The 13,784-nt window shown below is 59.3% G+C and carries 11 protein-coding genes and 1 riboswitch; of the genes, 8 read left to right on the forward strand and 3 right to left on the reverse strand.

What is annotated here, in order from left to right; translation table 11 throughout:
- Positions 1–58: 58 nt before the first annotated feature.
- Positions 59–844 carry a competence/damage-inducible protein A gene (locus IH881_13610; GenBank protein ID MCH7868726.1) on the reverse strand — a complete coding sequence of 262 codons (786 nt, stop codon included), beginning with the start codon at positions 842–844 and terminating at the stop codon, positions 59–61.
- Positions 845–865: 21 nt separating this feature from the next.
- Between IH881_13610 and IH881_13615 the strand changes: the two genes are divergently transcribed.
- From IH881_13615 to IH881_13625, 3 genes are all read left to right on the forward strand, one after another.
- Positions 866–1,156 (forward strand): 2Fe-2S iron-sulfur cluster binding domain-containing protein, encoded by a 291-nt coding sequence (locus tag IH881_13615; GenBank protein ID MCH7868727.1) that lies wholly within the window; start codon positions 866–868, stop codon positions 1,154–1,156.
- Positions 1,157–1,181: 25 nt separating this feature from the next.
- Positions 1,182–1,547, forward strand: a complete 366-nt coding sequence (locus IH881_13620) for a cobalamin biosynthesis protein CbiX (GenBank protein MCH7868728.1) — start codon at positions 1,182–1,184, stop codon at positions 1,545–1,547.
- A gap of 170 nt (positions 1,548–1,717) precedes the next feature.
- The gene (locus IH881_13625; GenBank protein MCH7868729.1) at positions 1,718–3,772 is read left to right on the forward strand and encodes a chloride channel protein; all 2,055 of its coding nucleotides are present in this window, start codon (positions 1,718–1,720) and stop codon (positions 3,770–3,772) included.
- On the opposite strand, the gene IH881_13630 is transcribed toward IH881_13625, so the two are convergent.
- Positions 3,769–4,368 (reverse strand): hypothetical protein, encoded by a 600-nt coding sequence (locus IH881_13630; GenBank protein ID MCH7868730.1) that lies wholly within the window; start codon positions 4,366–4,368, stop codon positions 3,769–3,771. The two genes, IH881_13625 and IH881_13630, sit on opposite strands and share 4 nt — an antisense overlap.
- Before the next feature lie 112 nt (positions 4,369–4,480).
- Here IH881_13630 and thiC point away from each other — a divergent pair, with 112 nt between their 5' ends.
- The 5 genes from thiC to IH881_13655 all read left to right on the forward strand — a co-directional run bounded on the left by thiC (position 4,481) and on the right by IH881_13655 (position 13,366).
- Complete coding sequence (thiC, locus tag IH881_13635; protein ID MCH7868731.1) at positions 4,481–6,328, forward strand: phosphomethylpyrimidine synthase ThiC; 1,848 nt, start codon at positions 4,481–4,483, stop codon at positions 6,326–6,328.
- Between the two features lie 633 nt (positions 6,329–6,961).
- On the forward strand, positions 6,962–7,165 hold the full coding sequence (locus IH881_13640; GenBank protein ID MCH7868732.1) for a hypothetical protein: 204 nt from the start codon (positions 6,962–6,964) through the stop codon (positions 7,163–7,165).
- Positions 7,166–8,129: 964 nt separating this feature from the next.
- On the forward strand, positions 8,130–9,818 hold the full coding sequence (locus IH881_13645) for a chromosomal replication initiator protein DnaA (protein ID MCH7868733.1): 1,689 nt from the start codon (positions 8,130–8,132) through the stop codon (positions 9,816–9,818).
- A 356-nt stretch (positions 9,819–10,174) separates the two neighbouring features.
- Positions 10,175–11,938 (forward strand): diguanylate cyclase, encoded by a 1,764-nt coding sequence (locus IH881_13650; GenBank protein ID MCH7868734.1) that lies wholly within the window; start codon positions 10,175–10,177, stop codon positions 11,936–11,938.
- A gap of 72 nt (positions 11,939–12,010) precedes the next feature.
- Positions 12,011–12,280, forward strand: a riboswitch (cobalamin riboswitch).
- A 270-nt stretch (positions 12,281–12,550) separates the two neighbouring features.
- A complete protein-coding gene (locus tag IH881_13655; GenBank protein MCH7868735.1) occupies positions 12,551–13,366 on the forward strand; it encodes a DUF4465 domain-containing protein in 816 nt (271 codons plus the stop codon).
- A 14-nt stretch (positions 13,367–13,380) separates the two neighbouring features.
- Here IH881_13655 and IH881_13660 read toward each other — a convergent pair.
- Positions 13,381–13,784: lysophospholipid acyltransferase family protein (locus IH881_13660; GenBank protein ID MCH7868736.1), on the reverse strand; the 404-nt coding region annotated here is incomplete at its 5' end.

Consider the following 13,784-nt stretch of genomic DNA (forward strand, 5'->3'; position numbering starts at 1 on the left):
ACGCGGGGTGCAGGTGGGCGAGCCACCATGCGAAAGCGTCGTGGGTCGTGGGGTCCAGCTACTCGACCCGATGGATCGTGTTCGGCGCCAGGCGAGAGAGCAGCGAATCCAACGCGTGTTGGAGGTACTGCTCGTCGCGAGACTCGAGGGTGAGCATCACGCGAAAATCCGAATCCCCGATTTGCGGGTACGAGCCGAGCATCAGATCCGAAAACTCAACGAGCAATTCATTGAGATGAACGGCGATCTCGCTCTCGTACGACGTCACGTAGACCCGACGCAACGCAATCGGAACCCCGACGAGTTGTTTGCGAATCGATTCGAACTTCCGCTCGAACAGATTTGGAATGCCGGGAAGAATGAAGACATTGCGAAGGCTGATCAGCGGAAACCAGAGTTCCCCTGCTTCCTCGACGTGCGCTCCCTTGGGCAGCATCGCCATTTTTCGCATGCTTTCGTTGAAATGAACCCCCGTAGCCTGCTCGATCCGTTTGTACAGTTCGGAGTCGAGCTCGAGGGGCAGATCGAAGGCTTTTGCCACTCCTTCCATCGTGACGTCGTCATGAGTAGGGCCAATGCCCCCGGATGTCATCACGTGGTCGTAGTTCTCGCTCATGCTGCGCACTTCGCGGGCAATGATGTCGACATCGTCGGCGATGATGAGGATCCGCTCGAGATCGACACCGATCTCTCTCAGCTGCTTGGCGAGAAAGGGCGAGTTGGTATCGACTACCTTGCCGGAAAGAATTTCGTTTCCTATGACGAGAAATCCGGCGGTCGGCATGTTCTGATCGTACCCGACGGCAAAGTCTGCGGCCAAGTCACACCCCTTCGCACGGAACACTCAATCCAGTAGTCTCCGCTCGTGGAATTCACGGTTCGTTTCTTGCCGTCGGGCAATATTGTCCGGGTCCCCGCCGGAACCACCCTGCTCAACGCGGCGCGCCAGGCGGGGTTGCCGGTGATGTCCGCCTGCGGTGAGAATCAGCTCTGCGCCCTTTGCGGACTTGAAATCGTCGAGGGCATCGAAGCCCTGCCCCCGGAGCCCGACGAGGAGGCGCACATCAAGGAACTCAACCGGGTCGACGAGAAGCTGCGTCTTTCGTGTCAGCTCGAGATCGTGGGCGACCTGGTGGTGAGGGCTGAATATTGGTAGCGACCGCGCGACTTTGGGAGATCTCGTGAAGCGAGCCATCCTGTTGGTAGACCACGGCAGTCGACGTGCCGAAGCCAACGCTCAACTGAGCGCCGTGGCCGAGGCGCTGCGCGCGCGAATTCCGGGCGAAATTGTCGAAATCGCCCACATGGAACTCGCCGAGCCCAACGTGGCCTCGGGAATTTCGCGCTGTGTCGATGCCGGCGCCCAGACGATCGTCGTGCACCCCTACTTCCTGGGTCCCGGCCGTCACACCCGAGAGAGCATTCCCGAGTTGGTCGATGCCGCTGCACAGCAGCATCCCGGCATCGAGATCCGCATTAGTGAGCCTCTCGGGCTTCACAAGGGTTTGATCGACGCGGTACTCGATCGAGTTGCGAAGCTCGCATGAATAACGCTGCACGTCGAGACGTGCGACTCATCTAACCCACAACATTCTCACGCAAAAATGCAGTCGACCGGGTAGCATCCGCCGCGCCTGCGCAGTGGAGATTCCCCATCACTTCATCGACAACAGAAACCACAACATCCGCACCCAATCCGACAGAGAACCTGTTCCGCGTGCTGGAAAAAGGCGGGCACCTCCACATGGTGCTCGCGGCCATCGCGGTGGGCCTCGCCGGCGCGGCGGGCGCTGTGATTTTCCGCTTCATGATTCGCGCGGTTCAAGCCGTGGCGTTCGGTGGAATGGACGGCTTGAGTTTGCTCGCCGAGGAGGGATTCGCGGCCGAAGCTCACGACCCCCTGGCACAGACGATGGCACTCGAGTGGTATTGGCGTCTCATCATACCCGCCACGGGAGGACTGATCGTCGGTCCCTTGATCTATTTCTTTGCCAGGGAAGCCCGGGGCCACGGTGTGCCCGAAGTCATGAAGGCGGTGGCGCTGCGCGGCGGGATCATTCGTGCCCGCATCGTGGGCATCAAGGCCCTGGCCTCGGCGCTCTCGATTGGGACTGGCGGCTCGGTGGGTCGCGAGGGTCCGATCATCCAGATCGGCGCCGCCTTTGGTTCGACCCTGGGGCAGCTGTTGCGACTCCCGACCACGCAGATCCGCACCCTGGTCGGATGCGGCGCGGCGGCGGGCATTTCCGCCACCTTCAACGCACCCATCGCGGGCGCATTGTTTGCGGCCGAAGTCATCGTGGGCGACTTCGCGGTGACCCAGTTCACTCCGATCGTGATTGCCTCGGTCGTCGCGACCGTGGTTTCGCGTTTCTTTCTCGGCAACCATCCGGCTTTCGAGGTCCCGGTCTACGACATCGTCAGCCCACTCGAGTTGATCCCCTACATGGTGACAGGAGTGGTGGCGGGCCTGGTCGCCGTAGCATTCATTCGCTCTCTCAACGCCACCGAAATCTTTTTCGAACGTCTGTCAATCCCAACGTATTTGCAAGCAGCGGTCGGTGGACTTTTGGTCGGAGTGATCGCAATCGAGCTTCCCCAGGTTTTCGGAGTCGGGTACACGACCATTTCGCAAGCGCTCGCGGGCACGCTTCCCGCGCTCACCATGGCGCTCCTGGTCCTGGCAAAGATCGCCGCGACCTCAGTCACCATCGGTTCGGGGGGCTCGGGGGGGATCTTTGCGCCATCCCTGTTCCTGGGCGCCATGACGGGCGGTTTTCTCGGCACCCACATCCACGCCTTCTTTCCCGAAGCCACGGCTAGCTCGGGCGCCTATGCATTGGTGACGATGGGCGCGCTCGTCGCGGCGACTACCCACGCACCCATCAGTGCGATCATCATCATCTTTGAACTCACCCAGACGATCGACATCATTCCGGCACTGATGGTCGCCTGCGTGGTGAGTTCGCTCGTCTGCCAGGTACTGAGCCGAGATTCCATCTATACCTCCAAGCTGCGGCGCCAGGGAATTGATCTGTTTGCCCGGGAAGATCCCAATGTGTTGAAAGGACTCTATGTGCGGGATGTGATTGATCCCCACCCGGAGGTGATCCCCGCATCGGCAAACTTTCAGACGATTCTCGATCTGGTCGTGCAGAGCGATCACTCGCAGTTCTTTGTGGTCGACAACAATCAGAAGCTTCTGGGAGCGATTTCGCTCGCCGAAGTTCGACGCTTGATTTACGAGCGCGAAACCCTGCAACACCTCGTAGTCGCGGGCGATCTGGTCGACAGCAACCGGCCAACGGTCACCGAAGAAGAAGATCTCTCGGTTGTGATGCAGTTGTTCAGCGGCACGGCGGTCGACGAGTTTGCCGTGGTGCGCGCCGAAAACACATTGAGTCTTGTGGGGGTCGTACGCGAGAAGGACGTGATCGAGGCTCACAATCGCGAGTCAATGCGCAGAGATCTGATCGGTGGATTGTCGAGCAATCTCAGTGCCGTCGAGAAGGGCCAGACGATCGACCTGGGCTCGGGCTTCGCCATTAGAGAGATCATGGTTCCGAACCATTATCTGAATCGGAGCTTGCGCGAGCTTGCACTGCGCGAGCGCACGGGAGTTCAGGTGTTGCTCCTGCGGCGCGCCAAAAAACTCGACGCCCGCTCCAAGGAAGTACGCGTTCCGAGCGCCGACGACATCTTGCGCGAAGGCGACACGCTGGTGGTGGCGGGAGAAATCGACGCCCTGACGCAGCTCGAGCAGCCGGACTAGAGCTTCTCGTCGAGAACCAGGACGACGCCGCTCGCGCCCGGTACCAGGGGAGTCGCGACCGCACCAATCAGGTCTCCTGGCAGTTTCGTCATCGCGTTGCCGTCGGAATCGAGCCGAGCCGAGAGCTGGATTTCTCCGTCGAACTGCAGAGTGGGGATCATCACCTGGGCCTGTCCGATCTCGAAGCTGTGGGGAAAGCTTGGCGTCGGCACCCGCAGTACCGCGAGCGGAGGGCCCGTGGGCCGAGTCCGGGCAATGATGAACAGCGTGCCGTTGGCCGGGCGATCCGCGTAAAACGCACGGTCTAGCTCGATCGTTCCGGAAATCGACGCTCCCGCGCCCAGATCAGAATCCCGGATCGGCGCTGCGACGTCCCGACGCGCTGGGGCGGGAGCGGGGGGTCCACCCGGCATTCCGCCGCCCATCGGCACCGCTTTGCGCGCAACGCCATTTGGATAGATGCGGGCGAGATCGGGAGCGACCGGTTCCTCGTTCGGATCAAACGGTTCGATCCCGCGATCGCAGTGAACTGCCAACAAAGCGACGATCGACAACGAGAGCGACGCGAAGAGCTTTCGGGAGTATTGACGATTCATGGTTCGTACACGCTAGCGCGCCTGAACTGACTCGTTGAGGTGATTTGTCGCCGAGATCCGTGATAGTGTGACGGATCAGCGCGTCCCCTAATCAATCGTAGGAGTATCGACCATGTCCTCCCGATCCCCAGAGCAAGGCGACACCATTTCACTCGATCTACGTCGCGAAAGAGATCCGATCGAGCTTCCACCGCTCGGTGGCAACCCCTCGACTCGCGCCCAGGGGACGACCCCGGGAAGTTTCGCCAACCCCGCCGACATCGGCGGCCCGCGCAGCTTCAGCTCTCCCGACACCCCCGGCATGCCGGAACCCTCTGCAAAGACCGCCTGGGATTTCATGCCCGAGGACTGGGAAGAAGTCGACGGCCGTTGGACGCCACCCGAGGGCTTCGAACCCATCACCCAACTCGAACACGCGCGTCTGGGGTTGATCACCCCCGAAATGAAGCGCGTCAGCGAACGGGAACCTCATCTCACCCCTTTGCAGGTGCGCGACGAAGTGGCCGCCGGACGCATGGTCATCCCGGCCAACAGAGTTCACCTCGCTAAGCAACTCGACCCGATGTGTATAGGTCGCGCGAGCAAGACCAAGGTCAACGCAAACATGGGAGCATCGCCCCTGGCGAGCAACATCGACGAAGAGGTCGAGAAGCTTCACTGGGCCGAGAAGTGGGGCAGTGACACGATGATGGACTTGTCGACCGGGGGCGATCTGGACGCCACCCGCGCAGCAATGATCGAGAACTCCACTCTCCCGGTGGGGACCGTTCCCATTTATTCAATGATTCTGGGTCGCACGATCGAGGATCTCGACAAGAAGCTGATTCTCGACCAACTCGAGCATCAGGCCTCTCAAGGGGTCGACTATTTTACCATTCACGCCGGAATCCTGCGTAAACATCTTCCCCTGGTAAAAGAGCGGTTGATCGGAATTGTGAGCCGGGGCGGTTCCCTGCTGGCCAAGTGGATGCTGCACCACAACGCCGAAAACCCGATGTACACCTTGTGGGACGAAATCTGCGAAGTGATGCGGCGCTACGACGTCACCTTCTCGATCGGCGACGGCCTGCGTCCCGGCGGCCTGGCCGACGCGACCGACCTCGCCCAACTCGGTGAACTCAGCGCGATCAGCGAACTGACCGAGCGTGCGTGGCGTAATGGCTTGCAGGTCATGGTCGAGGGACCCGGACATGTTCCCTTCGATCAGATCGAATTCAATATGAAGCTGCAGCGAACACTCTGCCACGGCGCACCCTTCTATGTGCTGGGCCCGCTGGTGACCGACGTCTTCCCGGGCTACGACCACATCACCAGCTGCATTGGCGCGACCGCCGCGGCCTATCACGGTGCATCGATGCTCTGCTACGTCACGCCGAAGGAACATCTCGGTCTGCCCAAGAAAGACGACGTCAAGCAGGGCTGCGTCGCCTACCGGATCTCGGCGCACGCGGCGGATGTCGCGCTCGGGATCCCGGGGACACGGGACTGGGATGACGAACTCACCAAGGCGCGGGCGGCATTGAACTGGGAAAAGCACTTCGAACTGGCGTTCGACACGGACCTCGCCCGGGCGTATCACGACGAAGATCTCGACGTCGATACCGATTTTTGTGCCATGTGCGGCCACGATTGGTGCTCGGTGCGGATCAGCAAAGAGATCACTCAGTTCTTTTCGGGCAACGACAGCGAATACGCCTGGGACAAGCCCAAGGTCACGGCGGCCCTGTCTGAAACCCAGAAGGAGATCTTGCAAAAACGAGGCGTGCTGTCCCCGGCCGAACTCCATCGGTTGGCGTCAAAGACGAAGCGGAGCATGGGAGAAAAGGGCGCCAAGGCTGCTTGCCACAGCGACCTCACCGATTCCAAACACGCGCAGGAACTGCAGCACGGCAAGGTTCCCGACGCAGAGGCTTCCTCGGACCCTCGGTCCGCAGAAGAAACCGCGCAGCCCCAACCCTGAACCTGCCCAGATCGTCACGGGATCAGGAACGGGCCCCAAAACGGAAAGCGCCCCGGAATCTTTCGATTCCAGGGCGTCCCGTCGAAGCCTTCCCCCCCCCGGATGGGCTTCGATCTAGACCTACTCTTCGACCCGTGCCGAAGCGGAGTTGAGTGATTTCTTGCACCAAGAATTCACATTTTTTGCGTATGGCTGAGGGCAAGATCCCTCAGCCGCCCGTATTCTCAATGCCTTCGCAGGTGGGGGAGTTAAAGTCGCGATTCTGCGGAAGAATTTCGTAGCCGGATGTCAAAGCGTGGTGTATGCTGTCGCGCGTTCCAAAATGGTTGTAAATTCAACTACTTAGAAAGCTCTTCGCGGTCGTTTCGCCGGCTTTTGCGGTCGAACGTCGCGGTTTGCTCGTCGGGTTCGTTGTGCGACGGCGGCGAGTGACAGGCTGTTTCGGGGTGCGTCTCGAGCGTCATGGGTCATAGTCATAGAACGTCATCGCATCGAAGGTCAAAGAGGCGCCACAGACGAGACCAACAGGTGGGTGGACAAGCAGGTAAGCGGACAGACGGGACCGGCACGGCTCAGACAATTCGCAGACTGGCAGAGCCGGCTGGGGCAAGAAGGTAAGAAGGGGAGTACGCGATGGACGTAAAAATCAATCTCTCGGTCGAATTCAGTATCACCGAAAGCAGTCTCGAAGACGCGTTCGACGAGTACGATGAACTCACGGTGGAGGGCTTGCTCCGCGAGCTCCTGGACAAGTCCGTCGCGTGCGATGACATCGCGGTAAAGGTTCTCGCAGGGCCGAACACCCTCGAGGAACTGGATGCTGCCAACAGCGCCTGAAATCCTGGATCCGAATCACCGTCTACAATTCTAAGCCCAGTTCCGAGCCCATTTTTAAGTCCCATCTTAAATCCGATTTTAAAGCTCACGCCTGAGTTCATCTAAGGGCTCATCCTCGAGCCCATATTCGAACCTCTGAGCCCTGTTCTCGTCAGATGATCCGACAGAAACGGACGCCGACGAAGTCAAGAATCTGCGAATCCGGCGGCAGACCGATCGCGCGAATCCCACTGCAACACTCCGTACAACTCCGGAGTCGAATATTTTTAAAATCTCCGCTGCCCATTATGCGAACGCCATTTCAGTATCACTGGATATTGGCTCGATAGCGAAACGGAGTTTGCTTGAAGCGTCCTCGACAACAATTCTCCCGCAGCAATGCAACAAAAAGTTCAGCAACATTTCCAGATTCAATTTTTTGAGTAATTTCGAGAAAATTTTAGTATTTAGCAGTATGGATGAGTTTTACTTTTTTGTGATACCCGCCCCCCTACACTCGATCGTTGGCGGGGAAGTCGGCTGAAGGGTGAAGGGGAACTACTCGAATTCATAGAGCGTTCCCGAAAACAAACGACGGTATTTGCGCACGTGACGACTCGTTATTGCTACCCACTAGAGTGTATCCCCTATGCCACGATCGATGTGAATCGACTTTGCGGAATCTTGATCACATGTGGTTAACTGCGGTCCCAATCGAAGTAGCTTCCATTGATTTATTTTTTCTCGCAGCGGGTCAAAACAGTCATGACTATCAACTTGGAACATGGTAAGAATAATTCCTCGCCGATCAGGCACACCCATTCACTCAGTCTGAACAACTCGATCAATACACGGTTTTATTCACTCATCCGCCAGAACTCGTTTCTGCGAGTGGGTGGCGATCCAAGAGACACCAACAGAGCCCATCCATAAAAAGAGGCAAGATCAACTCATGACCTTCCCCCCCGAGGTCTGGGACGGCGTTATGCGTCGTTTACAAGCAGCGCTCGCTCCCATTTCATTTGAAATGTGGGTGCCCCAGATTGTCGCGAGACTCGACGGCGATTGCCTCGAACTCGGTTGTCCGACGCAGTTTCACAGCGACCGCATCCGAGACTATTTCCTCCCGGCGATTGACGACTGTGTCAACGCGGAATTTGGTCGCCGCATTCCGCTCCGCGTCAAAGTGGTAGAGCAGGCGGTCGAACCCCTAGATGCCGCCGAACCGACAGCCACAGCCGTCGCCATCAACACCATCAACACCATCAACAACAACAACACCGCCAAAAACGCAGAGACACCTCCAAACAGAGACAGCCGGAGCAAGTCTTCCACGCCGCCGCAGAGCAAGGCGTTTGCACGGTCGTCGGCCCGCTCGCATCGCGGCGCGAACCGGCGCTCGCGGGAGACGATTTCGATCGGGAAAGCCGTCGAAGCCACCCTGTCCGCGGCCTCGTTCTCGACGGCGGCTCCCAGCGCACCAGACCCGGGCGCCTGTGGTACGCCGCCCCGAAGCCTGAAAGTGGTCGGAACCGGGTCAACAGGTCGCCCAGCCGGTCCCACGCGGGTCGGCCGGCCTCGCGATCCGCTGGGGAGCGACTCCAAGACCGCAAGCGAGGTTCGGCAATCCGCCTTTCCGCTGACCTTCGATTCATTCACCGTCGGTTCGTGCAACGCGCTCGCGCGCGAAGCCGCCCTGGCCCTGGCCAATCGACAACAGTTGGGGCTGAACCAGCTCTTCATCGTATCGGAGTCGGGTCTCGGCAAAACCCATCTCTCGCGCGCAGTCATTGGCACGGCCGCTCGCGCCATCGGAGATCGCGCCCGCTATACCACGGCCGAAGCGTTTACGAGCGAGTTCACCCAGGCGATCCGCGGCAGCCAAATGCCGAACTTCAAGCGGCGCTACCGAACGCACTGCGAATTGCTCGTGGTCGAAGACGTACAGTTTTTAGCGGGGAAGGCAGCAACTCAGCTCGAGTTCTTCCACGTGGTCCAGCATGTTCTCGACTGCGGCGGCCGGGTTCTACTCACGGGCGACAAGTTCCCCCAGGAGATGAGCCAACTCGACGAACGCGTTCGAGCACGCTTGTCGAGCGGCTTCTTGGCACAGCTCGACGCACCCGATGCAATGGTGCGGCGCAACATCTTGCGCGCAAAGGCGGCCCACGGCGGTATTCGCCTGCCCGATGACTGCCTGGATCTACTCGTCGAAGAGGTCGAAGGCAATGTGCGAGAGCTGGAAGGCGCGCTGATCCAACTCGTCACAATTGCTTCTTTGTTCAAGCGACCGATCGATCTGGAACTGACCCGCGAATCTCTCCAGGGCCGAAGTCCTCGCACGAAATCGATCGCGCTTAGCACCACCCCGTCGGACATCATCGAATCGGTCGCGGGGTTCTTCCGCACCTCGCCGGCCGCACTCGCGTCGCGATCCCGACGGCGCGATGTTCTTGTCCCGCGACAGCTCGCAATGTATCTCTGTCGCCGCTACACCGAAGCCTCACTCGCGGACATCGGCCGAGAATTGAACCGCGACCACCCTTCAGTCGCAAATGCGATTCGCAAAATTGAGCGCCAGCTACTCGAAAATGTTCGGCTGCGGTATCAGGCCGAAGCCTTGATCGCACGCCTTGCCGAACTGGGTCACCGGCCTGTTCACAACTTTGACTAGGAGCCTGACCCAAGACTCTCGTGGGAAGGGGATTGAGAAAGGGCAGACGGTTCCCCATTTTGATTTTGATTGAGTCACTGCGCAGTTTGTCGAGTTTTGTCGGCGGCTGATCGGACTCTGTACGTTTTGTCGGTGCCCGCCCCGATAGGCTCCCCGAGCCTCCCCGCCGCCAGGGTTTTTGACCCCAATACACCCAATCCGTCCGGTTTTGTCGGATTTGTGTCGCCTTGCTGGATGAAGCGCCCGCTAATCTGCCCTGAGAACCCGAGCAGGTTTCGCAGTCGCGGGATCTCCACCCCGTCGGCTTCAAGCAGGGGGGCGAGAATGCCGAAACTCAGTCGAGGAAGGCGACGTGCATGATCCAGCGGGATTCGGCAGAACAACCCAAAATCGAGAACTTTCGCGTCTGGCGGAGACCGATCCAGAGTCTCCCCACGCGCATCGGGTTCTTTGTGCTCGCCACAACCCTGTGCACCTCCCTCGCCGTTACGGGAATTGCCGTCCGCTTGATCGACTCGTTTTTGCGCCAGACAATCGAGGAATCATTTCCGGCCATTCTCGAGCGCACCGCCGCCGATCTCGAGTTCTGGTACGAAAACCGCGAGAGGGACCTGCAGACATTCGCCGAAAGCGAGGTTCTCGAGCGGCAGCTGCCCGAATTGTCCGACAGTACTGATTCAGCCACTCGCAGGTTCGCACTCGCGGAAGTCGGTCATGAATTCAAGCGACTGCTCGCCGACGCGCCCGAAATCTCTTCGGTGTTCTTGTTGGACCACAACGGCGATTCGCTGTTCTGGCAAGGTCCCCAAATCGAGTTGTCGGCGGACATGCGCAAAGAAATCCGACGCAGCGGTTTTAGTCGGGCAGGCTATTCGCGCGGACGATATTTCCAGGTTGCCTCCATCCAACTAGACCCCGTGCACGAACCGAGCGAACTCGACAGCAACACGGGCCCCACGCTGCATCTCGTCATGGGTCTCGAGCAGTTGGCACCAATCCTGAAATTGCACGGAGGCGGCTTTAGCGCACGAATTTCCATCGTCAGTGAAGATCTCCGCTATCTGGCGTCGAGTTCTGCAGGACAGAGCCCGGAGATGTACGCGCTCCCTCTCGCAACGTCTGACGCACCCAGCAGAGCCGCAGATTCGACGGATGCCGAGGGCAAACGGCTGATCAGTAGCTCCATGGCGTTGACCCGACTCCCAGAACTTGGCTGGATGCTGGTGATCGAAGAAGAATATGATCTCGCGTTTGCGCGGGTGGTCGCGGCTACCCAACAGGTTCTGGGGATCAATCTCGCGATCGTGGCCATCTTTGCCTTGGTCGCGTATCGCATTGCAGTGGCCATGGTGCGGCCGATCGAGGCACTTTCCGAAGCCGCCATCCGGATTTCTCGGGGAGAGAAGAACGTCCAAATTCCCGAAAGCATCTCTCGAGACGAGGTGGGCCTGTTGACGAGTGCGTTCTTTGAAATGACGAACCGCCTGAATACCAACGCCCAGGAACTCGAGGCCGCCCATCGCAACGTCGAAGAAGTCAATGCCATGTTGCGAAGCCGCAACGACGAACTTTACAGCGCCAACGAAGTACTCGCGCAGCTCTCCATCACCGACGGATTGACCCAACTGCACAATCATCGGTTTTTCCAGGACACCATTGTCAAGGAAGCCCGGCGCGCGGACCGTACCAAGGAACCGCTCGCCTTGGTCCTGATCGACATCGACCACTTCAAGTCCTGGAACGACCGGCTCGGCCACGCGGGTGGCGACGAGATCTTGCGCCGCATCGCAGCGCTGATGAGCGATCTGCTGCGAAGTACGGATCTATTGGCCCGTTACGGAGGTGAAGAATTCGCCCTCGTGGCCCCCGGGACCAACCTCGAAGGTGCGGTGCAGCTGGCAGAAAAAATGCGCATTTCAATCGGTGAAACGTGCTTTTTCCTCGATCCACCCAGCGAACACCAGCGCGTCACGGTTTCGATGGGCGTCGCGCTCTATCGGGGAGACCGCAAGCGGCTGTTCAATGACGCCGATCAAGCACTCTACCGCGCAAAGGCCGCAGGACGCGACTGCGTTGTCGCCTTTGAGGACCCCGACTCTCCGGACGACGCAATCGCGTAGCTGGAACGAGTCCCCAACCCAGGCTCCTGGTAATTGATTGACAGTGCAACGCTGCTTCCGTTAGGCTGGCACCACCTAAATGTGCTGGAAGGAGTGCTTCTCCGAGATCGCTTCGGGGAAGACTGGGAAGCCGGTGAGAGTCCGGCGCGAGCCCGTCGCTGTAACTGGGGACAGCCTCAACGAATTGCCACTGATCCACAACCGCCCAACGGCGTCTACGCAAAGCCAAAGCAAAGCCAAAGCAAAGCCAAAGGCGCAAAGTTGGGAACGAATGGGTTGGGAAGGCGTTTGAGGTTGGTAGATCCAGAAGCCAGAAGACCGACCTTCCATCGATATGCGGGCGTGTTGAGATTGTTTCGACTTCACTGACGATCTTCGAAGAGAGATGCTCTTCGTAGCCGGGTAGAGCTCGAAACAACTCGAGGCGTCATCGGATTGAAGATTCTTCTCCGGGGGCCGGGAAGGAGTTTCGTGTCGCTCGCCATGTTTGCGGGTGATCCCAACTCCAGCTCAATTCTCCAAGAAGTTGTTCTCTGCACATTTGGCGCACACGACAGAAGCCGTGTGTGATTGAAATGGTTTGCCTTCGAGGACCCGAGGAGATCACCACTCATGCGATCTGCAACATCTTTACCACGACCCAATTTGCGTTCAATCTCAGTATTCGTCACCGCGCTGATCTTGAGCGCGCCGGCGATGGCGGGCGTCATCGACTTCGAGAGCTTTCCCCTCGATCCAAGCGGGTACTACAACGGCAGCGACCTCGCCGGTGGATTCACGATCGACGGGACGACCTTCGACAACACCTTCACCGACTTCGGCGGAGGCTGCTGCTGGGATGGCTGGGCCGTCTCGAATCACACCGACACCACCACTGAGGGTTTCGCAAACCAATACAGCTCTTACGCGGGCGGCGGGTTTGGCGCTGGAAGCCAGTACGGCGTGCTGTTCACAGACAGCGGAAACATCACCCTGGACAGCGCACAGCTGGCCACGGGCACGTACCTCAGCACCACGACCTACTCGGCGCTCTCGATGCTGAATGGCGACGCATTCGCCAAGAAGTTTGGCGGCGCGAGCGGGCTCGACGCAGACTGGTTCAACGTCACCATCGAGGGTTCCCTCGGCGGCAATTCCACGGACAGCGTGGTCTTCTATCTTGCGGACTATCGGTTTGCGAATTCGGCCGACGACTACATCATCGATTCATGGACCTATGTCGATCTCAGCTCGCTCGGGCTGGTGGACGAACTCCGCTTTAGCTTCGGCTCATCCGATATTGGCTCCTTCGGAATCAACACCCCAACCTATCTGGCGATGGACGACTTCGTCACCACAGTTCCCGAGCCGGGCACCGCGGTCCTGGTTTGCATGGGTGGAGTGATCCTGGGCCAGTTGGCCCGCCGCAAGCGAGCCAAGAACAGTTAGGAGTCAGCGCGTGGCTAGTCCCTGCCTCTCAGAATATGACGCAGTCGGCGCAAGGGCGAGCGGCGCGAGGGATAGATGGGCAGCACCCCGGGTGGCTGGGTCTTGAATCTTCGATGACTCCAGATCCACTGCTCGGGAGCCTCCCGGATCGCCTCTTCGACTGCGGCATTGATCCGTTCGACGTTGCGGATCAACGCTTCGGGCGATTCTCCGCCGCCTCCTTCCAGCTCCAGTGGTGTGCCGATGCGCGCGACGTGAGTCCCCGTCTTTCCAACGCGAAAAAAGAACACCGGGACCAGGGCAGTATTTCGCGTCATCGCGATCAGGGCGGGTCCGCTACGCGTCATGGCGGGATGTGAGAAGAAGTCCGCCAGCCCCCCTTCCCCCCCGCTTGCGCTTTGCTCCATTAAGAGCCCGA

It is taken from the genome of Myxococcales bacterium (genome assembly GCA_022563535.1).
GTDB lineage: Bacteria > Myxococcota_A > UBA9160 > UBA9160 > UBA4427 > DUBZ01.